The organism is Dolichospermum compactum NIES-806 (assembly GCF_002368115.1).
Classification (GTDB): domain Bacteria; phylum Cyanobacteriota; class Cyanobacteriia; order Cyanobacteriales; family Nostocaceae; genus Dolichospermum; species Dolichospermum compactum.
Genome location: NZ_AP018316.1, coordinates 1,217,672 through 1,235,339, shown reverse-complemented (window position 1 = coordinate 1,235,339; position 17,668 = coordinate 1,217,672). Strand labels below are relative to the sequence as shown.

Sequence of the window (17,668 nt, the reverse complement as noted above, 5' to 3'; positions counted from 1 at the left end):
TTTAGATTAGGCTGCGACTAATTGCAACTCCAACCATAATCGAGGTTCGGACTGCTTTAACTTCGACATAGGGTCACGTAGCAATCGTTTAGCATTCAGACAAACTACTTGAATTAACCCCATATTTTCGGCTAATTCTCTGAGGATTTCTTTTTTGGATTGGATAGAGGGCATTATGTCTTCTCGACAATAAATTCCTATATATTGAAACCGTTTTGTAGGTCGTCCCCAAAAACAAGTAATAACTTTCACATGACAGCCTTCTAAGAGTTCTCCCACGGCTGGGTAATAGTCATTTACGACTCTAAGAAATTCTTGGGCTAGGATGTCTTCAGTAATCATCTGACTGATTCTTCTGTAGCTTCCATAACTCTATTAATTATAACATATAATTGTTATTTAAACCTGACAAACTAAATAAAATCAATAAGATCCCCGACTTCTTTAAGAAGTCGGGGATCTAAAACTTTCAACTATCGAGAATTGCGTTCCGCTACTAAAACATCAGCAATGATATCTGGTAGACTTTTTAAATCGGTATATCCTTCTGCACCAGAAATTGGGGAAATAAAAGTATAGTTAGGGTCACAAACTCCTGTGTCATAAACCTGCATAAACCATCTATCAGGTAATCCCTCTACACCCAATTCTACAATGTACCAACTCTCACCCATTAATCGAGAATTAATTACTGTAAACCAATCTCTATAATCATCAGCAATATTCCAATCTGCCAAAAGAAATTCTAATGATATTTTTCCAGCATCAGTTGAAGTCAATAGCATCATTACTCCTGAGTGACAACTTGATTAGAAACTTCAGGATATAAACCTAATTCCTTTGCTAATTGTTTAGCAACAAAAAATAGAAATTGCGCTCCATCTTGATTACCTTGATGAGCGAACATTGTGGCTACTTGTAACATTGCTTGCACTAAACCAGAATCAATTAATTCAGGTTGTGCTTCCAAAACTTCTGGTTCTTGACCATTAGGACATTGCAGAAGTTCATCAATTAAATTAAAATACTGTGTTTGGCGTTCGTCTGTCATGATAATTTAGTTTATGGTGAATGATTAATTGGCAAAATTACTGTTCGATGCTTTGTTGCCACATTCTTTCCAACATGGCAATGTGTTCTTTTAATACAGCAGCACGGTAGACAAGATATCTGTCATAAGCGATAATTCCTATACCAATACAAATCGGTGTCACCAAAAATAACCATTGCAAAATTGTGACTAATTTATATTTTTTTGCAGCAATTTTTAGTTGATGTAGAAAATTATTGTCAGATAATTTGACCTTGACTAAAGGTGTCTGAGTATTGATAATTTTTGTTTGAGGAACTAATTGAGGAGATGCTATATTTATTTTCGGCAATTCACAGGATAAATTCTGTGTTTTAACGAACTCTCTATGTTGTCCCCAAACTATAGTAAATACTACTACCCCTGGAGAAATTAATGCTAAAGTTACCAAACTTACGGTCAGCACATTTAAAAGTTTGACTTTCATATTTTTCTCCATTACCAGGTATCAACTACCTAGAAAGAAAATTTATATTAGTAGGTTTATTTTTTGCACCTTTTTTTATTCAAAAATATGCTTATCAAAATCTCCTCAGCAAACCAAATCCTGTCCTTTAGTATTGAGTAATACGGACAATATTAAGATAGCTTTTGAGATATATAGAAGGTAAGAAGTCCCCCCTAATTCGTCAGACTTTCATCTTAGGAACTTCGGGGGGTAGAGGGGAATCTCTGCGTAAATCCTATATCGTTTATATCAGTTGCCCTTTTAGTCCCAACTTTAAGTGAGTTGAATTAATATTATTAAGATGATTACGACAATACTCACAGTCTGTAATCCTGACTGTGCAAGCATTAAAAAAAATATTTGGTGTGGGGGTGCTAGTATTTTCTGAGTGGGGTACTAGCATTTTTGAGGGAGGGGACGGGGTATTTTGTACTCAAAGCCAAACTAATATAGGCTATTGCTTTGAGATATTTATTAGGGAAGATTCACAAGTACAAACTCTACTCAAATGACAGCATCTCATGACAAGGCTAGACCTAAGATATCTTGAATAACTCAGAAACAAAATTAAGATATTCTAAGGAAAGTGCAATAGTGTTGTTTTCAAGGATTAGGAAATTTTTCTTATGGAAAGAGACAGAGATTGTGGTAAAATGGCTATGGCTGATATAAAAAGTTGATCAGATAAATATGTAACCAAATATAGATTAATATATAAATTTTAGGGCTTGATCAATGCGAATTGCTAAAGACGTAACAGAACTTATTGGAAAAACTCCATTAATTCAGTTGAATAAAATTCCCCAAGCCGAGGGAGTGGTAGCCAGGATAGTCGTCAAACTAGAAAGTATGAATCCTGCGGCTTCTGTAAAAGACAGAATTGGCGTAAGTATGATCCTTTCCGCTGAAGCTGAAGGTTTAATTTCACCGGGGAAAACCATTTTAGTCGAACCAACATCTGGTAACACAGGTATCGCTTTAGCAATGGTAGCAGCCGCCCGTGGCTACAAGTTAATTTTAACTATGCCAGAAACCATGAGCCAAGAAAGACGGGCTATGTTGAGGGCTTATGGTGCAAGTTTGGAATTAACACCAGGAACTCAGGGAATGCGGGGCGCAATTAACAAGGCGGAGGAAATTGTTGCCAATACTCCTAATGCCTTTATGTTACAACAATTTGCCAACCCAGCTAACCCGAAAATTCACCGAGAAACCACCGCTGAGGAAATTTGGGCGGATACAGACGGAGAAGTTGATATCTTAATTTCTGGGGTAGGAACGGGCGGCACAATTACTGGTATTGCTGAAGTAATTAAACAACGCAAACCAAGTTTTCAAGTGATTGCAGTCGAACCTAGTAACAGTCCGATTCTATCAGGTGGTAAACCCGGTTCTCACAAAATTCAAGGAATTGGTGCGGGATTTATTCCTGATGTTTTGCGTCAAGATTTAATTGATGAAATAATTCAAGTGGAGGACGCAGCAGCAATTGAATATGGACGGAGATTAGCTAGGGAGGAAGGTTTATTATCAGGAATCTCTTCAGGTGCGGCTTTATCTGCTGCTATTGAAGTTGGTAAACGCCCAGAAAATGCGGGTAAATTAATAGTAATGATTCAACCTTCTTTTGGTGAACGCTATTTAAGCACCGCATTGTTTCAAGATTTAATGAGTTAAACATTTTGTAAGGTTGGGTTGACGTATGTTACCCAACATTTACCCGGTTTACGAAAAAAAACAGTGTCATTATTTCAATCTCATGTTTTTAAACATGAGTTTTTTCTGTTCCCTGTTGCTTCTTCCTCTGAAACATTGGAGAATGGTAACATTGATGCGATCGCTAATTTTTGGGTTAAAATTTTGGGGTGGTGGTAATGCTATTCCCGTTTTTCTAAACTCTGCGGGTAAAGGTTCATTATTAGACATATCCGGTAAAGATTGTAGAGACGTTCCATGGAACGTCTCTACAGGGGTTTCATGTCACGCATATTTAATTTTCGGAGATGTCTATTGGTCAGCAAATTATACAAAGTCGCAGCTAAATCATAAACTGTCCAATTTGGTAAATATAATTAATATAAAGCAGAAGTGTTAACTATCAATCATGAGGTGGGCAATGCCCACCCTACAAATTTATAAATTCACACCATGTTTTTTGGCAATTTCTACAATTTGCTCATATTGATGTTGTGATGCTTTAGCTAGAATTGCATCTGCTTCTTCTGGATTAGTACCATCTTTAGGAATTAAATACTTAACATAAAGAGAAACAAAATCAACCACAGCAGCCAAACCTGTTAATTCGTGTTTATCGGCTTGTTTGCCAGCAATTACAGCTACCAAACCTGCTCTAATGGGGTCAGGTCTAACTTTCATAAATTGGTCAACTAATTGCTTAGAATAATCCGCTGGTGCTAAATTCTTTAACTTACTTTGATCAGGTTTAAATTCTAATCCTGCGGCTGTTGATTGATCCAACATACACCATTCTATAAATTCTTGCAGTGCGGCTTCAGGAAGCTTAGGAAGATATTGATGTAGTTCTAAATTAGACACAATTAGTTACCACTTTTAGTATTTAGTAATTCCTAATTGATAATTCTTAATCTGATCATTAGGAATTATCAATTATTCCTTAAAATTCAGACTAACCTACGGATTTGCGAACTTTTGTACTGTAAACAACAATTATATAGAACCCTGACTTAGCAAAAAATAGATCCCCAACTTCTCTAAGAAGTCGGGGATCTTAAGTAACAATAAATTAAGCTGTTCTAAAACGAGCTAATTCTTCCCCAGTTTTTGCATCATGGGCATGAACAGTACACACCAAACATGAATCAAAAGAACGGGCGACATGACCCACTTCTACGGGGTCTTTGGGGTCTTGAATTGGCGTTCCTATTAATGCTTTTTCAATAGGTCCTAGTTCTCCTTCACCGTCACGGGGTCCGATATTCCAAGTACCAGGGGCGATAACTTGGTAATTCTTAATTTTGCCTTTTTCGATTTCTACCCAGTGGCATAATGCACCTCTAGCGGCTTCAGTTGCACCCCAACCTTTACCATCTTTTTCTTCTGGTTTAATATACCAAGGATCGTTTAATTTGAACTCTCTTAAACAGCGTTCAGCTTGGCGATATAGTTTAACTATTTCGTGAACTCTTCCTAATTGCCGAAGATGAACACTAGCACCACCCATTTGCTTGAATGTGTCGAGAATAAATGGGTCATAATGTTGCCAAGATTCCCCATGATTTCCCCCGGCAACTAATTGACGGGCTAGGGGTCCGGCTTCTAAACGTCCTAAGTCTTGGTGAAGGACTGCACTTGACCAAGAATATGCCCCAGTAAAGTCTTTTTGGTTGTTATTAATTGGGTTAGTAGTGCGATCGCTTGGATGCCAATCTTCTGTCCCTTCATCATACCAAGAATGGGTTAAATTCTCACGGGCAAAAGCTTGATTCATCAAGCTATGAGTATCCGTAAAACTATCATAAACACCGCCTTTCATAATCACAGCCGCGTTACGTCCTTCAATGGTGGGTTTATTGTATTTATCCTCATGGGGAATATAACCCCAAGTCACATATTTACCCACACCAGCACCATATCTATCTAAACCGATATCTAACCCCATGCGCCAATATAAACCCAAGTCAGATTCTCGATGTTTAACATCTTCATCTAACCACTTTTGAAAGTCTTCATAAGATTGAATTTCTTCATATCTTTCTAAAGAACAACCTAACCACACTGGTTCTAACCAATTGGTGCGGAAATATTCCAAAATTGCCCAGGCGCGGGTAATATCAGTTAAAGTTGGGGCGCACATTACTCCACCAGGCACCATATAACTGCTATGACAACAGGTGATATTCTAAAAATGTTCCTGAGTAACTTATTTTATCAAGTAATTTTGCTCGCTAATAACATTTTATTTTCACCATTTCAGCTTTTATAAATAAGGGAATATTTAGGGAATAAGTCTGCAAGTTCAGGGTAATTACGATACACAACAGTTACAGCAAATTGTCATCAAACCTGGAACAAGAACCCCACCCCCAACCCCCTCCAGTATCAAAAGCTTATCCTTTTCTTCCCCCCGCTGCGGGGGGATTTAGGGGGGTGCGATGAGGGGGCTAGGATGTACCTTATATGATTGGAAATCGCTGTAATATCAGAAACAGATCCCCCATCTCTGCATGAAGATATAAACACCGGGGACTGGTTCGCAGATATGTTCGCAGATTTCGAGCCGCAGAACACCACAGACCGCAGCTATAGAGGAACAATGGCGAAAATAAAAGCAACGGAATTACAGTATCAAGCAGTTTTTGAACAGAAGTTAATTGCAGCTAATAGTAATTTAAAAAGGGAAAGAATAAGAGTTAGTGTTAAACAAACTGGCAATTCTCTCCAATTACGAGCTACCTTACCCTTAAAACCAGGAGATTACAGTTTAGGTAAGACAAAAAAACAGTATGATTTATCTCTAGGAATACCCGCAAATTTAGAGGGACTGAAAACTGCAATTGAAGAAAGTTATGAGTTGGGTAAATTAATTGCTCGTCATACTTTTGAGTGGAATGAGAAGTATTTAGGAATTAAATCGAGAGAGAAGCAAGAGATAAAAACAATTGGGGAATTATTAGATACATTTGATGAAAAATATTATCAAACCCGTCAGAAAACTCTAACTAGTCAAAATACTTTTGCTAACTATATATCTGTAATTAAAAGAAATTTAACTCTTACCCATTTAGCCACAAAAGAAAATTTTGAGGAAGTTATTAATTCAGTTCAGGGTAATAAAAAAAATGAATTGATTGCGATAACTTCTGTTTTGATTAAAACCTTTAATTTAGGATTTCAACTCGATGTCAAACGAGATCATGTCACTCCTGCTTATCGAGAAATTCCTGAAGATGAAAAAATAATTTCTGCTTTTTACCTGTTTGAAAAATTCGCCCTCAATCGCAAAAATACAAACATTAGTGATGAAATAGATACCTGGGAAATGTGGCGTTGGGTATATGGAATGTTGGCGACTTATGGATTAAGACCAAGGGAACTATTTGTCCAACCAGATATTAATTGGTGGATGTCTACCCAAAATATAGATCATACTTGGAAAGTGAATAAAAATACCAAAACTGGATATCGAGAAGTTATTCCTTTTGTACCTGAATGGGTAGATTTATTTGATTTACATAATCCCAAACCATTAAAGATTTTAGAACAAAAGGTGGCAAAAATTGCATCTGTACAAAATATTAATTGGATGCGAAGAGATATATCTAGATGGTTTAGAAAGGTGGGAATTGAGTTTCAACCTTATGATTTACGGCATGGTTGCGCGATTCGAGCGCATCTTCAGGGAATACCAATTAAAGCCGCAGCAGATAATTTAGGTCATACTGTTGATGAACATACAAAAACCTATCAAAGATGGTTTGGGATTGAAAACCGGAAAAAAGCCTTTGGTGAGGTAATTAGTCAAAAGTCGTTAATTGAGTTGCAGAAGAATGAAATTTTGGCGTTGAGGATGGAGAATGAAAGGTTGAAGTTGGAGGTAGAAAGGTGGAAATTGTCGAAACACTGCCTGATGTAACCGAGATTTGGGTGCATGGGAGACTTATTAAATTTGCAAAGTGGAAACAAGAGAAATTTCCTGAAAAACCCATTGCTCTAACACTACAAAAATATATAAGCCTCCATATAGACCCTGTACAGTTATTTTATGAGTCTGTAGGGATGATGGCTGTGAAAGGAATTGAATGTTATTTACCTGGTGACAAGGCTTCTTTAGAATGTGCAGTATTAACTAAATGGCTTAAACCCTTAAATTAAATGCAACGCCCTATTTTCTTGTCCTTCGTTAACTATTATTAAATGCGATGCCTACGAATAGGGGGGCGTTGCTGAATTGATGTATGAAATTGAAAAATCAAAAAAATGAAACTCTTACTCTCTGCGACTCTGCGCCTCTGCGTGAAATAAAATCATACTCTTAATCAGCAACGCCGAATAGGGAAGCGATCGCTCAAAATCCATTATCTTGTGCTTCCTTAACTGTGATTAACTGCGATCGCTAATATTGGGGAATGCGATTCCTACGGAGCGCTTCGCTATCGCTCAAAATCCATTGTCTTGTGCTTCCTTAACTGGGATTAACTGCGATAGCGTAAGCGCTGACTTGTCAGTTCTCTAATATTGAGTTAATGCGATTCCTAGGTCGCGCTTCGCTATCGCTCAAAATCCATTATCTTGTGCTTCGTTAACTATGATTAACTGCGATCTCATGGGTAAGCGATTCCTAGGTCGCGCTTCGCTATCGCTCAATTTTCATTTTCTTGTGCTTCCTTGACTACTATTAACTGCGATAGCCTAAGCGCTGACTTGTCAGTTCGCTAATATTGGGTTAGTGCGATTACTAGGTCGTGCTTTGCTATCAGTCAAATAGCTGCCATCTAATGGTGTTTCAATGTCAAAGTTGGTTATAATATAGAAAAGAAAAACTCTTTAAATGTAAAATCTTGTATGACTACTCGGCTAGAAGTTGAATCAGTAATCAAGCAATTGCCAGAAAGTGAAGTTCGTGATCTGGCAAAATGGCTTCAAGAATATCTTGATGAGATGTGGGATCGTCAAATTGAGGCAGATTTAGCATCAGGGAAATTAGATCGCCTCATTGCTCAGGCAGAAAAAGATATTGCAGCGAACAACGTGAGGGATCTTGATGAAATCCTTGGCGACCACTGAGTTTTGGAAAGCGTATGCTGAATTGTCACCTGAGATGCAAGAGCAAGCGCGGAAGGCTTATCAGCTTTGGCAGGAAAACTCACTTCATCCCTCTTTGCACTTCAAAAAAGTCGGTAGAAATCTTTGGTCTGCCCGTGTTAGTGGTGGATATCGAGCGTTAGCCTTAAAAAAGGGTGACGATTATTATTGGATTTGGATCGGTAATCATGATGAATATGAAAGTTTTTTAAATTAGCTCGTTGTCACAAGCGATAGCGAAGCGCGACCTAGGAATCGCCAATCCTGTAGGGTGCGTTAATGGAATGTAAAGCACCTTATAATTTCATCGTTAAACATCTTTGAGAAAAGCGATTCCTTAACTGTGATCGTGCGATCGCTAATATTGGGTTAGTGCGATCGCTCAAAATCCATTGTCTTGTGATTCTTTAACTGTGATTAACTGCGATCTCATGGGTTAGCGATAGCGAACTTCGCTATCTGGTTGCACCCAATAGAACAGGAAGGGGAACTTTAGATAATTTAGGTCATACTGTTAATGAACATACAAAAACCTATCAAAGATGGTTTGGGATTGAAAATAGGAAAAAAAGACTTGATGGCTGCTGGTAATGCAATAGAAAGATCTCATAAAAACATATCAGAAATTGCTAATTTTATGCTATCTGAATCCCATTTTCCCTACATCTTATTTCTGGAAGGGTCAACTTTCTAACTGAAACTATTTCAATTAAAATACCTGATGGAAGGGTGGTAACTCTTGATTATAATTCAGGGATGCTAAATAGATTAGATAGATTGACCTCTGCAAATTATGGAATGCCAATTAACACTAATTTGTGTAAAAAAAAATAAATTTGTTAAGCATCATGATAAAACAATTATGCTTCAAGCAGCTTCAATTTATACACAAGGAAATGGAGAAAAATGGGATGCAAAAAAATGTTTGATATTATGATTGAAGTGTCTAAGTCCTCTCTTAAGGCATTAGGTAGTGAAATATTTAACCAAATTATCAATAACGAATAATACGGGTTGATAATGGCAAGAAAAGTACAGCACTCTTTGTTGAAAAAAGCAAAACAAAACAAAAATGACGAGTTTTATACACAGCTTTCAGATATAGAAAATGAGTTAAAACATTATAAAAGTCATTTTAAAAATAAAGTAGTTTTTTGTAATTGCGATGATGCTCGGATTAGCAATTTTTTTAATTACTTCGCATCAAATTTCGCAGAATTGGGTATTAAAAAATTAATAACAGCTTGTTATAGAAAACAAGAAAGGGATTTGTTTAATACCGAAGAAGTTAAAAATGGTTTTTTCTTTGAATATACAGGTGTAGAGGGAGAAAGAATTAAACCAAGTTCAACTGACATCGTTCATTTTAAAGGTGATGGCGATTTTCGTAGTGCTGAAAGTATCGAACTATTAAAGCAATCCGATATTGTTGTTACTAATCCTCCATTTTCATTATTTAGGGAGTATGTGGCTCAATTAATTAAATACGATAAAAAATTCTTAATAATTGGCAATATTAATGCTATCACCTATAAAGAAATATTTAAGTTAATTAAGGAAAACAAGGCGTGGTTAGGAATAAACCTTGGTAGAGGTATTTCAGGTTTTATTGTCCCCGAATACTATGAACTCTATGGCACAGAGACTAGGATTGATAGCTCTGGAAATAGGATAGTTTCTCCAAACAATTGTCTATGGTTAACTAATTTAGACACTTTTAAACGACACGAATATATTACTCTCACAAAGAGATATTTTGGAAACGAAATTGAATACCCCCATTATGACAACTATGATGGTATTAATGTTAATAAAACACAAGATATACCATTAGACTACAAAGGATTTATGGGTGTACCTATAACATTTCTACATAAATTCAATCCCGATCAGTTTGAAATAATTAAATTCAGAAAAGGGAATGATGAAAAAGATTTGTCAATAAATGGAAAATGTCCATATTTTAGGATTCTAATCAAAAATAAACGAATATTGACTGAATTATCTAACAATAGAGGAATACCACAAGTGCGATAGCGAAGCGCTGCTGCAAGCAGTTCGCCAATCCTGTAGTTAATGAAATGTAAAGCACCTTATAAATTCACCGTTAAACATCTTTGAAAAAAGCGATCGCTCAAAATTCATTTTCTTGTGCTTCCTTAACTGTGATTAACTGCAATCGCTAATATTGAGTTAATGCGATCGCTCAAAATCCATTTTCTTGTGCTTCCTTAACTGTGATTAACTGCAATCGCTAATATTGAGTTAATGCGATCGCTGATCACGTCGGATAATTTTGATCGTGCATTGTGATCGCTCAAAACAAACATCAAATTCTCGAAAAAAGTTCGTTTGCCCAAGAATTAAGGGTACATGAGAGGCTTCTACCCAGGCAAATGCTAGACGAACGGGTTCAAGATTCCCAATTTGAACTTGCACAAATAACCCCCGTGCTTCAACCCTTGCAAGATTTCCAGCCAATGGTAAGCGGACAGTTTGTTTATCCCAAATTGCACCTAATTGCAACCCAATGTCATAAGGTAAAAGATTGACCGTAGACCCAGTATCCAGCAGTGCATTTACACAAACAGAAGAGTCTGCATAACTCAGAATGACAGGAATTGTGGGTAATGCTTCATCGTCAGAAAAGGGAAACTCAACTGTACTAGGCATGAGTTGATGTCTCTTTGTTATCCTGAATCATCTGCATTAGAATGTTTGCAGCTTCCGTTGCGTGATATGGCGACCAAATCGGGTACTCTGATGCAGAAAAGATAACTCGTAGTTCAGCGTCTGGGATTTGTGTGGCTAGGAGTTTGAAGAGTGATAATTTGTCTGACTGACTCAAATTGTTGACCAGAGGAATTAACTCAGTGAGTGGCATAGTTTAAACTTCCATACAGGCAATAATACATTGATCATAACTCATCTGTGAGGTAAAGTTTAACGAGTCCGTTAAACATCTTTGAGAAAAGCGATTCCTACGGAGTTCTCTATGTGCTTCCTTAACTGCGATTAACTGCGATAGCGTAAGCGCTGACTTGTCAGTTCGCTAATATTGGGTTAGTGCGATCGCTTAAAATTCATTATTTTGTGCTTCTTTAACTGGGATTAACTGCGATAGCTAATATTGGATTAGTGCGATCGCTGATCTTGTAGGGTGCGTTACATTAACATTAACGCACCTTAATTTCTTGATATATTCCACCTAATTACCTTCTGGTTGCACCGAAGAAAGTGTTAAAATCAAACCAAATGATTTTTTCCGCCTGAAACCATGCGTGCGATTGAAACCACAGGTATCTTAAATAAACAAGGACAAATTCAGCTAGATCGTCCCCTTCCCCAAGACAAAGCCAGTCGGGTGCGTATTATCCTGCTAATGCCAGAGGAGGAGGATCTCAACGAACAAACCTGGTTAGATGCAATCTCAACCAACCCTAGCTTTGCTTTCCTGAACGATCCAGAAGAGGACATTTACACCCTCGAAGATGGGCAACCTGTAAACTATGAAAGGTAAGGTTGTTCTGATTCAGTTTCCTTTCGATGACCTATCTTCGAGTAAAGTCCGTCCTGCCTACTGTTTAACAGATGTGATCGGCATTTATCAGCACATCATTTTTGCACTCATCACCAGTCGCATTCCTCAAGCACCCCTCAACACAGATATTATTCTGCAACCGGAACATCCAGACTTCCTTAATAGTGGACTTCGGCAATGGATATTAGACATAGACTACCAACATTGGGGCGAGCAGCTAGAACAAGACATCGCAGACGGCAAACTGGAGGCTTTAGCAGAAGAAGCGATCGCCCAAAGCATCACTAGGTTAACATGAGATAGCAATCGTATCCTTTCACCAAACCTCAGACGAGGAGATTCTCAAATGCCATTGGTTGAACTCATGTCACAAATCCAGACACTGCCCAAAATTGATAAGCTTCGAGCGATTCCTACAGAGCGGTTTGCGATGCCTTCGGCGAGCGCAGCTATCGCTCAATTTCCAAAGAACTCAATACTTCTATACTCAAGTCAATTTGTAATTATTCAAACTTTTATATTGCAATTTGCGTATTTATATTGAGAAAAATCCGGGTTTATATTTCAATAGAAAGAAAAAATTATACTTCACTACTTGCCTTGGACTTTCCTTAACTGCGATAAGCGAAGCTTTACGCCGAAGGCGTATCGCCCTGCTACTCCTTATCAAAACACTCACGCCCGAATCACAGTAATCCTATATTGATTTTCCGTCACCACCACCTCAGTTGATAAACGTTCTTCCATTGGTAAAGCATTTTTCCGCCTATCAAACACAAATAACCAACCAAAATCCAACCCCAAACGCCCTAAATAGGATTCTAATTGCTCAATACCATCAGCTTGAGGATCACGCTTTTTATCCCGCCATACCTTTAACTCAATACCCAAAGTTACATCTTTGTAACGCAGACATAAATCCATTCTGTCGCTACCAATTGCATATTCCCGTTCTAAAACTCCACCACCATTAATAACACGATGTAAAAAAGCCATTAATACAATATGTGGCGCAATTTCATGATAGCCAGTGCTACCTAATAACGGTTCTCCGTGCTGTCGCCAAAACTTGAGAAATGCAGTTAGTAAAGCATCTATATTTAATTCCCCTGCCGCAGTTAACCAAGTTGGTGCAATCATTGGTAAAGAAGCCATTGGTGTCACTGTTAAAACCCTGGGTAACACTTCCCGATAAATGGGATTAGCAATAGTTAATCCACCATAAGGGTGCATTTTACATAATCCCAAATCAATGACAAATTGAATATCATCATTGGGTATATCTCCCAGTTCTAAACCTGCTAACATTGGCTCAATAATTGCTTTTATTCTTGGTTCTCGTAACCGTTCAGCTAAACTATCTAAATGAGTATCTTGACGAGCAATTAATATTTCCTTTGCTTTTAAAATATGTTCTTTTGTAAGAGTAATACTTCTATCTTTAACCATTTTTTCTACAATTTCTTTAGCTAAAGCATTAACTAACCAAGGTTGTCCTTGAGTTAAATCAAAGGCTGTTTCTATAGCTTCAGGAGTAAAAATTTGTCCTGTTGCTGCTGTATGTTGTTGATATAGTTCTCCTACTTCTTCAATATTAAAATTTCGCATAGTTATAGAAGCAACTTTAATATTAAAAGGACTGGATGTATTTAATCTGTCACTACCACCTGATGCTACTTTATAATCTCTGACATCTCGTAAACCAATTAATCCTACCGATGAGGGAAAATTTTCAGGGCGTTTAGGAAAACCATCTCTTAACTGCCGTAAAACTGAAATTAAAGTTTCATCTTGCAAAGAATCAATTTCATCTATAAATAATACTATCGGACGATTGATAGCTCTTGACCATGCTCTTAAATTTTCAGCAATTCTTTGTCCAGGAACATTATAAACCCAAGTTTGGGGTTGTAGTTCGGTCGGTAGGCTATCTTCAATTGTATTTCGCCAAATTCCTAAAATTGCTAATTCTGCTGCACTGGGGTCATGATTAAATGCACTTCCTACTTCTGCTGATACCATGACTGCTGCATAATTTCCTGTGGCGGTAAGTTGTTGTGCTAGGGATAACATTGCGGTTGTTTTCCCTGTTTGTCGTGGTGCATGAAGGACAAAATAACTTTCTTGTGCAATTAACATTGATAAGTCGGGTAAACGACTGGTGGTTGAGAGTGTATAGTTTTTTTTAGGGTTACAGGGACCTGCAATATTAAACCAACGAGTCATGATTATTTTGGCAGTTAGGGAACTCTTTAAGTTTACACAATTGTTATGCTCCAGGGAAAGCCCCCATAACCGTAGAGCTTTGCGTAGGAGGTGACGATGATGACGAGATTAGAGGCGATCGCTTATCTGCGATAAGCGATCGCCAACCTACTCATTATCAAAACACTCACGCCCGAATCACAGTAATCCTATATTGATTTTCCGTGACCACCACCTCAGTTGATAAACGTTCTTCCATTGGTAAAGCATTTTTCCGCCTATCAAACACAAATAACCAACCAAAATCCAACCCCAAACGCCCTAAATAGGATTCTAATTGCTCAATACCATCAGCTTGAGGATCACGCTTTTTATCCCGCCATACCTTTAACTCAATACCCAAAGTTACATCTTTGTAACGCAGACATAAATCCATTCTGTCGCTACCAATTGCATATTCCCGTTCTAAAACTCCACCACCATTAATAACACGATGTAAAAAAGCCATTAATACAATATGTGGCGCAATTTCATGATAGCCAGTGCTACCTAATAACGGTTCTCCGTGCTGTCGCCAAAACTTGAGAAATGCAGTTAGTAAAGCATCTATATTTAATTCCCCTGCCGCAGTTAACCAAGTTGGTGCAATCATTGGTAAAGAAGCCATTGGTGTCACTGTTAAAACCCTGGGTAACACTTCCCGATAAATGGGATTAGCAATAGTTAATCCACCATAAGGGTGCATTTTACATAATCCCAAATCAATGACAAATTGAATATCATCATTGGGTATATCTCCCAGTTCTAAACCTGCTAACATTGGCTCAATAATTGCTTTTATTCTTGGTTCTCGTAACCGTTCAGCTAAACTATCTAAATGAGTATCTTGACGAGCAATTAATATTTCCTTTGCTTTTAAAATATGTTCTTTTGTAAGAGTAATACTTCTATCTTTAACCATTTTTTCTACAATTTCTTTAGCTAAAGCATTAACTAACCAAGGTTGTCCTTGAGTTAAATCAAAGGCTGTTTCTATAGCTTCAGGAGTAAAAATTTGTCCTGTTGCTGCTGTATGTTGTTGATATAGTTCTCCTACTTCTTCAATATTAAAATTTCGCATAGTTATAGAAGCAACTTTAATATTAAAAGGACTAGATGTATTTAATCTGTCACTACCTCCCGATGCTACTTTATAATCTCGTACATCTCGTAAACCAATTAATCCTACAGATGAGGGAAAATTTTCGGGACGGTTAGGAAAACCATCTCTTAATTGTCGTAAAACTGAAATTAATGTTTGGTCTTGCAAAGAATCAATTTCATCTATAAATAATACTAAAGGGCGGGTTAAAACTTTTGCCCAACCTCTTAAAAAAGCCTTAATTCTATTTCCTGGTTCTTCCTGTTGCCATTGTTTAGCAGGTGGTTGTAATTCTTTAGGTAAACTATCCTCAATTGTATTTCTCCAAGTTCCTAAAATCGCTAATTCTGCGGTGCTGGGGTCATGATTAAATGCACTTCCCACCTCTACTGATACCATGACTGCTGCATAATTTCCTGTGGCGGTAAGTTGCTGTGCTAGGGCTAACATTGCTGTTGTTTTCCCCGTTTGTCGCGGTGCATGAACCACGAAATAACTACGCTGTTGGATTAGCTCCTCCAAATCTGGTAATCGTATTGTGGGAGAGAGCATATAGTGGATATCGTCTTTACATGGACCTGCAATATTAAACCAGCGAGTCATAGAATTTTGGTAATAGGTGAACTCTTTAAGTTTACACATTTATTTAGGAAAATTATGATCTGACATGATAAAAAGGTTCACTGGTTGCGATTATTGTATAATCAAGTTGTATGGTTTTCACATTTGCGGGAGGTAAATTCATGGTTTTGGTAATCGTTAAACCAAACATTAAGGGAGGTTCTAATTATCCGAGTAATGAATGATAGTATTTTAGTTTGTTACCACAGTCATTTTCACCAACAAGGATTGATGCTGATGGAAACTCAGATGCACGGATCACGCATTACAGAGGGTAAACGCTTAGTATATGTTGATGGAATTGCTACAGCACCTTGGAATCGTCAGGATGTGCAACGTCCACCACGATACAAGGGTGTTGGGAGTGTATTTCTGCTATTTGCCCGCACCCGTAGTTTAGAATTAGGTTATGAAGGTAGGGTAGGTTTACATTCTTTACCAGGGACAGAAAAATTCTATGATAATCAAGGAATGCTAGATTTAGGTCAGGATGAAGATTACGATGATTTAGTTTATTTTGAGTACGGTGTATGGCGTTCTCATAACAAAAATAGTGAGGGTAAGTAATGAGTCAGCAAGAATCTAATTATATTCCGTTCACCCCTAACCAAGAATTAGCAAACCCGATGGATTTATTGTTGAATGAAGAATGGTTGAGAAAAAGCATTTTAGCTGAGGAAGAAGTAGGTGGTAATATTGGTGCTGGTTTAGATTGGGGTTCTAGTTTTGATCAATTATTACTTAATCCCGAATTGTTTTATCGTTTAAAAACTTTGCGGATTTCTTTGAATCGGGAAGTGCGCTTATTGCTCAAAGATTGGAATTTAGGAACTGCGACTTCTATAGCATTTACTACCGCTAGAGAGAAGTTGTTGGAAAGATTCAGGCTACCTACATCTACTGTTAAAGAACATATTCAAGCTGTGTTACAAAAGGATGAACTTTTTGGGGAGGAGTTTATTTCTAATCATCAGGTTTTGCGCGAACTGCTTGGGGTAATGTTGACAGCAGAAGATTGGGAAATTATTGCTTCAGTTGCAGCAGATTCGTTGAAACAGCAAATTATGAATCAGGTTTTGGTTGAGAGAATTTCGGCGTAGTGATCAGTAAAAATAATAGTGCGATCGCTACGTTTTTATTATGATATCATGTTAAGCAAAATTAAATCTCTAAATTTGGGTTTAAATTATGATAACTACACTCATTGAACGAGAAGCAGAACCAATTTTAATTAGCGACTTAACCTGGAGAGAATTTAAAGCTGTTGAACAGCTAATTGATCGTCCAGGGTTAAGGTTATCTTTTTTAGATGGAGTTTTGGAGATTCGCAAAATGCCAGGGAAAAAACACGAAACCATCAAAGAACGTATTGGGGCTTTACTAGAAATTTATTTAGAATTTTTGGAGTTAGATTTTACTCCTACTGGTTCTGTTACTTTAGAAAATGAATTTGAAAAGGTTAAAAAAGAAGGTGATAAATCTTATGAATTGGGAGCAAATAGCAAACGTGCTGATTTAGTAATTGAGGTGGTTGTTAGTAGTGGAGGAATTAATAAACTAGAAGCATATAAACGGTTACAAATTCCTGAAGTTTGGTTTTGGATAAATGATAAATTATTATTTTATAGTTTAGGAAATGAGGGGTATGAAGCTGTTAGTAAATCGCAACTTTTACCGAGTTTAGATGTAGATTTATTGATGCGTTGTGTTAATATAGGAAATCATGCTCAAGCATTGCGGGAATTTAGAGCAGGGATAAAAATTATCGAACCAACATAACAATATAAAATGGCGATTTTTCCGCTCTCTCGCATCAAGACTTGTGGAGTGTAACCTATG

Annotated in this window: 22 protein-coding genes and 3 pseudogenes; 14 read left to right on the top strand and 11 right to left on the bottom strand. The window is 37.3% G+C overall.

The genetic code is table 11. From position 1 onward, the window contains the following. Nucleotides 1–6: 6 nt before the first annotated feature. From CA730_RS05985 to CA730_RS05970, 4 genes are all read right to left on the bottom strand, one after another. On the bottom strand, nt 7–342 hold the full coding sequence (locus tag CA730_RS05985) for a hypothetical protein (protein WP_096665170.1): 336 nt from the start codon (nt 340–342) through the stop codon (nt 7–9). A 131-nt stretch (nt 343–473) separates the two neighbouring features. Further along, nucleotides 474–785: a hypothetical protein gene (locus CA730_RS05980; RefSeq protein ID WP_096671314.1), complete on the bottom strand. Its 312-nt coding sequence runs from the start codon at nt 783–785 to the stop codon at nt 474–476. A gap of 2 nt (nt 786–787) precedes the next feature. Continuing rightward, nucleotides 788–1,051, bottom strand: coding sequence for a hypothetical protein (locus CA730_RS05975; RefSeq protein ID WP_015079389.1), 264 nt, complete (start codon nt 1,049–1,051; stop codon nt 788–790). A gap of 37 nt (nt 1,052–1,088) precedes the next feature. Then, on the bottom strand, nt 1,089–1,517 hold the full coding sequence (locus CA730_RS05970; protein WP_096665167.1) for a hypothetical protein: 429 nt from the start codon (nt 1,515–1,517) through the stop codon (nt 1,089–1,091). Nucleotides 1,518–2,273: 756 nt separating this feature from the next. Between CA730_RS05970 and cysK the strand changes: the two genes are divergently transcribed. Beyond that, nucleotides 2,274–3,215 (top strand): cysteine synthase A, encoded by a 942-nt coding sequence (cysK, locus tag CA730_RS05965; protein ID WP_096665163.1) that lies wholly within the window; start codon nt 2,274–2,276, stop codon nt 3,213–3,215. 69 nt (nt 3,216–3,284) lie between these two features. Here cysK and CA730_RS24145 read toward each other — a convergent pair whose 3' ends face one another. The 3 genes and pseudogenes from CA730_RS24145 to CA730_RS05950 form a co-directional block, all read right to left on the bottom strand. Next, nucleotides 3,285–3,464 (bottom strand): hypothetical protein, encoded by a 180-nt coding sequence (locus CA730_RS24145; protein ID WP_157749920.1) that lies wholly within the window; start codon nt 3,462–3,464, stop codon nt 3,285–3,287. Nucleotides 3,465–3,671: 207 nt separating this feature from the next. Next, complete coding sequence (locus CA730_RS05955) at nt 3,672–4,094, bottom strand: hypothetical protein (RefSeq protein WP_096665157.1); 423 nt, start codon at nt 4,092–4,094, stop codon at nt 3,672–3,674. A 208-nt stretch (nt 4,095–4,302) separates the two neighbouring features. Then, a pseudogene (locus CA730_RS05950) lies at nt 4,303–5,403 on the bottom strand (nickel-dependent hydrogenase large subunit); the annotation flags it as partial. A 297-nt stretch (nt 5,404–5,700) separates the two neighbouring features. On the opposite strand from CA730_RS05950, the gene CA730_RS05945 reads away from it, so the two are divergent. The 8 genes and pseudogenes from CA730_RS05945 to CA730_RS05920 all read left to right on the top strand — a co-directional run bounded on the left by CA730_RS05945 (nt 5,701) and on the right by CA730_RS05920 (nt 10,358). Next, nucleotides 5,701–7,152 carry a site-specific integrase gene (locus CA730_RS05945; RefSeq protein ID WP_096665154.1) on the top strand — a complete coding sequence of 484 codons (1,452 nt, stop codon included), beginning with the start codon at nt 5,701–5,703 and terminating at the stop codon, nt 7,150–7,152. Then, a complete protein-coding gene (locus tag CA730_RS05940; RefSeq protein ID WP_096665151.1) occupies nt 7,122–7,391 on the top strand; it encodes a hypothetical protein in 270 nt (89 codons plus the stop codon). Before CA730_RS05945 ends, CA730_RS05940 begins: the two co-directional genes overlap by 31 nt. Before the next feature lie 690 nt (nt 7,392–8,081). Then, entirely contained in the window at nt 8,082–8,303 is a 222-nt protein-coding gene (locus tag CA730_RS05935) for a hypothetical protein (RefSeq protein WP_096665148.1), read from the top strand. Next, the gene (locus tag CA730_RS05930) at nt 8,281–8,538 is read left to right on the top strand and encodes a type II toxin-antitoxin system RelE family toxin (RefSeq protein WP_096665146.1); all 258 of its coding nucleotides are present in this window, start codon (nt 8,281–8,283) and stop codon (nt 8,536–8,538) included. Before CA730_RS05935 ends, CA730_RS05930 begins: the two co-directional genes overlap by 23 nt. 360 nt (nt 8,539–8,898) lie before the next feature. Beyond that, nucleotides 8,899–9,155 (top strand): annotated as a pseudogene (locus CA730_RS26390) (EcoRI family type II restriction endonuclease). Then, entirely contained in the window at nt 9,115–9,258 is a 144-nt protein-coding gene (locus CA730_RS26385; protein WP_407919770.1) for an EcoRI family type II restriction endonuclease, read from the top strand. Before CA730_RS26390 ends, CA730_RS26385 begins: the two are co-directional and overlap by 41 nt. Continuing rightward, nucleotides 9,228–9,329, top strand: a complete 102-nt coding sequence (locus tag CA730_RS26380) for an EcoRI family type II restriction endonuclease (RefSeq protein WP_407919769.1) — start codon at nt 9,228–9,230, stop codon at nt 9,327–9,329. Before CA730_RS26385 ends, CA730_RS26380 begins: the two co-directional genes overlap by 31 nt. A gap of 12 nt (nt 9,330–9,341) precedes the next feature. Beyond that, nucleotides 9,342–10,358, top strand: a complete 1,017-nt coding sequence (locus tag CA730_RS05920) for an adenine-specific methyltransferase EcoRI family protein (RefSeq protein ID WP_096665144.1) — start codon at nt 9,342–9,344, stop codon at nt 10,356–10,358. A gap of 228 nt (nt 10,359–10,586) precedes the next feature. Here CA730_RS05920 and CA730_RS05915 read toward each other — a convergent pair whose 3' ends face one another. Further along, complete coding sequence (locus tag CA730_RS05915) at nt 10,587–10,994, bottom strand: retropepsin-like aspartic protease (RefSeq protein ID WP_096665142.1); 408 nt, start codon at nt 10,992–10,994, stop codon at nt 10,587–10,589. After that, nucleotides 10,987–11,205 (bottom strand): hypothetical protein, encoded by a 219-nt coding sequence (locus CA730_RS05910; protein ID WP_096665139.1) that lies wholly within the window; start codon nt 11,203–11,205, stop codon nt 10,987–10,989. Before CA730_RS05910 ends, CA730_RS05915 begins: the two co-directional genes overlap by 8 nt. A gap of 393 nt (nt 11,206–11,598) precedes the next feature. Here CA730_RS05910 and CA730_RS05905 point away from each other — a divergent pair, with 393 nt between their 5' ends. Next, nucleotides 11,599–11,841, top strand: a complete 243-nt coding sequence (locus CA730_RS05905) for a hypothetical protein (RefSeq protein WP_096665136.1) — start codon at nt 11,599–11,601, stop codon at nt 11,839–11,841. After that, the gene (locus CA730_RS25095; RefSeq protein WP_096665132.1) at nt 11,831–12,160 is read left to right on the top strand and encodes a hypothetical protein; all 330 of its coding nucleotides are present in this window, start codon (nt 11,831–11,833) and stop codon (nt 12,158–12,160) included. The genes CA730_RS05905 and CA730_RS25095 overlap by 11 nt, the downstream gene beginning before the upstream one ends. Before the next feature lie 377 nt (nt 12,161–12,537). On the opposite strand, the gene CA730_RS05890 is transcribed toward CA730_RS25095, so the two are convergent. Both CA730_RS05890 and CA730_RS05885 read right to left on the bottom strand, forming a co-directional pair. Continuing rightward, nucleotides 12,538–14,088, bottom strand: coding sequence for an ATP-binding protein (locus tag CA730_RS05890; RefSeq protein WP_096665126.1), 1,551 nt, complete (start codon nt 14,086–14,088; stop codon nt 12,538–12,540). A gap of 166 nt (nt 14,089–14,254) precedes the next feature. Next, complete coding sequence (locus CA730_RS05885) at nt 14,255–15,811, bottom strand: AAA-like domain-containing protein (RefSeq protein ID WP_096665123.1); 1,557 nt, start codon at nt 15,809–15,811, stop codon at nt 14,255–14,257. 240 nt (nt 15,812–16,051) lie between these two features. Between CA730_RS05885 and CA730_RS05880 the strand changes: the two are divergent. The 3 genes and pseudogenes from CA730_RS05880 to CA730_RS05870 all read left to right on the top strand — a co-directional run. Next, nucleotides 16,052–16,396, top strand: a pseudogene (locus CA730_RS05880) (GNAT family N-acetyltransferase); the annotation flags it as partial. Further along, nucleotides 16,396–16,929 (top strand): hypothetical protein, encoded by a 534-nt coding sequence (locus CA730_RS05875; RefSeq protein WP_096665120.1) that lies wholly within the window; start codon nt 16,396–16,398, stop codon nt 16,927–16,929. The pseudogene CA730_RS05880 and the gene CA730_RS05875, both read left to right, overlap by 1 nt. An 88-nt stretch (nt 16,930–17,017) precedes the next feature. Next, nucleotides 17,018–17,608, top strand: a complete 591-nt coding sequence (locus tag CA730_RS05870) for a Uma2 family endonuclease (protein ID WP_096665117.1) — start codon at nt 17,018–17,020, stop codon at nt 17,606–17,608. The last annotated feature ends 60 nt before the right edge of the window (nt 17,609–17,668 follow it).

What these genes read in the sequence shown, in the direction of transcription:
- CA730_RS25095 (WP_096665132.1), top strand. Translation starts at nt 11,831, where the DNA reads ATGAAAGGTAAGGTTGTTCTGATTCAGTTTCCTTTCGATGACCTATCT.
- CA730_RS24145 (WP_157749920.1), bottom strand. Translation starts at nt 3,464, where the DNA reads ATGTCTAATAATGAACCTTTACCCGCAGAGTTTAGAAAAACGGGAATA.
- CA730_RS05930 (WP_096665146.1), top strand. Translation starts at nt 8,281, where the DNA reads ATGAAATCCTTGGCGACCACTGAGTTTTGGAAAGCGTATGCTGAATTG.
- CA730_RS05985 (WP_096665170.1), bottom strand. Translation starts at nt 342, where the DNA reads ATGATTACTGAAGACATCCTAGCCCAAGAATTTCTTAGAGTCGTAAAT.
- CA730_RS05870 (WP_096665117.1), top strand. Translation starts at nt 17,018, where the DNA reads ATGATAACTACACTCATTGAACGAGAAGCAGAACCAATTTTAATTAGC.
- CA730_RS05935 (WP_096665148.1), top strand. Translation starts at nt 8,082, where the DNA reads ATGACTACTCGGCTAGAAGTTGAATCAGTAATCAAGCAATTGCCAGAA.
- CA730_RS26380 (WP_407919769.1), top strand. Translation starts at nt 9,228, where the DNA reads ATGGGATGCAAAAAAATGTTTGATATTATGATTGAAGTGTCTAAGTCC.
- CA730_RS05980 (WP_096671314.1), bottom strand. Translation starts at nt 785, where the DNA reads ATGCTATTGACTTCAACTGATGCTGGAAAAATATCATTAGAATTTCTT.
- CA730_RS05970 (WP_096665167.1), bottom strand. Translation starts at nt 1,517, where the DNA reads ATGAAAGTCAAACTTTTAAATGTGCTGACCGTAAGTTTGGTAACTTTA.
- CA730_RS05975 (WP_015079389.1), bottom strand. Translation starts at nt 1,051, where the DNA reads ATGACAGACGAACGCCAAACACAGTATTTTAATTTAATTGATGAACTT.
- CA730_RS05910 (WP_096665139.1), bottom strand. Translation starts at nt 11,205, where the DNA reads ATGCCACTCACTGAGTTAATTCCTCTGGTCAACAATTTGAGTCAGTCA.
- CA730_RS26385 (WP_407919770.1), top strand. Translation starts at nt 9,115, where the DNA reads ATGGAATGCCAATTAACACTAATTTGTGTAAAAAAAAATAAATTTGTT.
- CA730_RS05890 (WP_096665126.1), bottom strand. Translation starts at nt 14,088, where the DNA reads ATGACTCGTTGGTTTAATATTGCAGGTCCCTGTAACCCTAAAAAAAAC.
- CA730_RS05915 (WP_096665142.1), bottom strand. Translation starts at nt 10,994, where the DNA reads ATGCCTAGTACAGTTGAGTTTCCCTTTTCTGACGATGAAGCATTACCC.
- CA730_RS05885 (WP_096665123.1), bottom strand. Translation starts at nt 15,811, where the DNA reads ATGACTCGCTGGTTTAATATTGCAGGTCCATGTAAAGACGATATCCAC.
- CA730_RS05905 (WP_096665136.1), top strand. Translation starts at nt 11,599, where the DNA reads ATGCGTGCGATTGAAACCACAGGTATCTTAAATAAACAAGGACAAATT.
- cysK (WP_096665163.1), top strand. Translation starts at nt 2,274, where the DNA reads ATGCGAATTGCTAAAGACGTAACAGAACTTATTGGAAAAACTCCATTA.
- CA730_RS05875 (WP_096665120.1), top strand. Translation starts at nt 16,396, where the DNA reads ATGAGTCAGCAAGAATCTAATTATATTCCGTTCACCCCTAACCAAGAA.
- CA730_RS05920 (WP_096665144.1), top strand. Translation starts at nt 9,342, where the DNA reads ATGGCAAGAAAAGTACAGCACTCTTTGTTGAAAAAAGCAAAACAAAAC.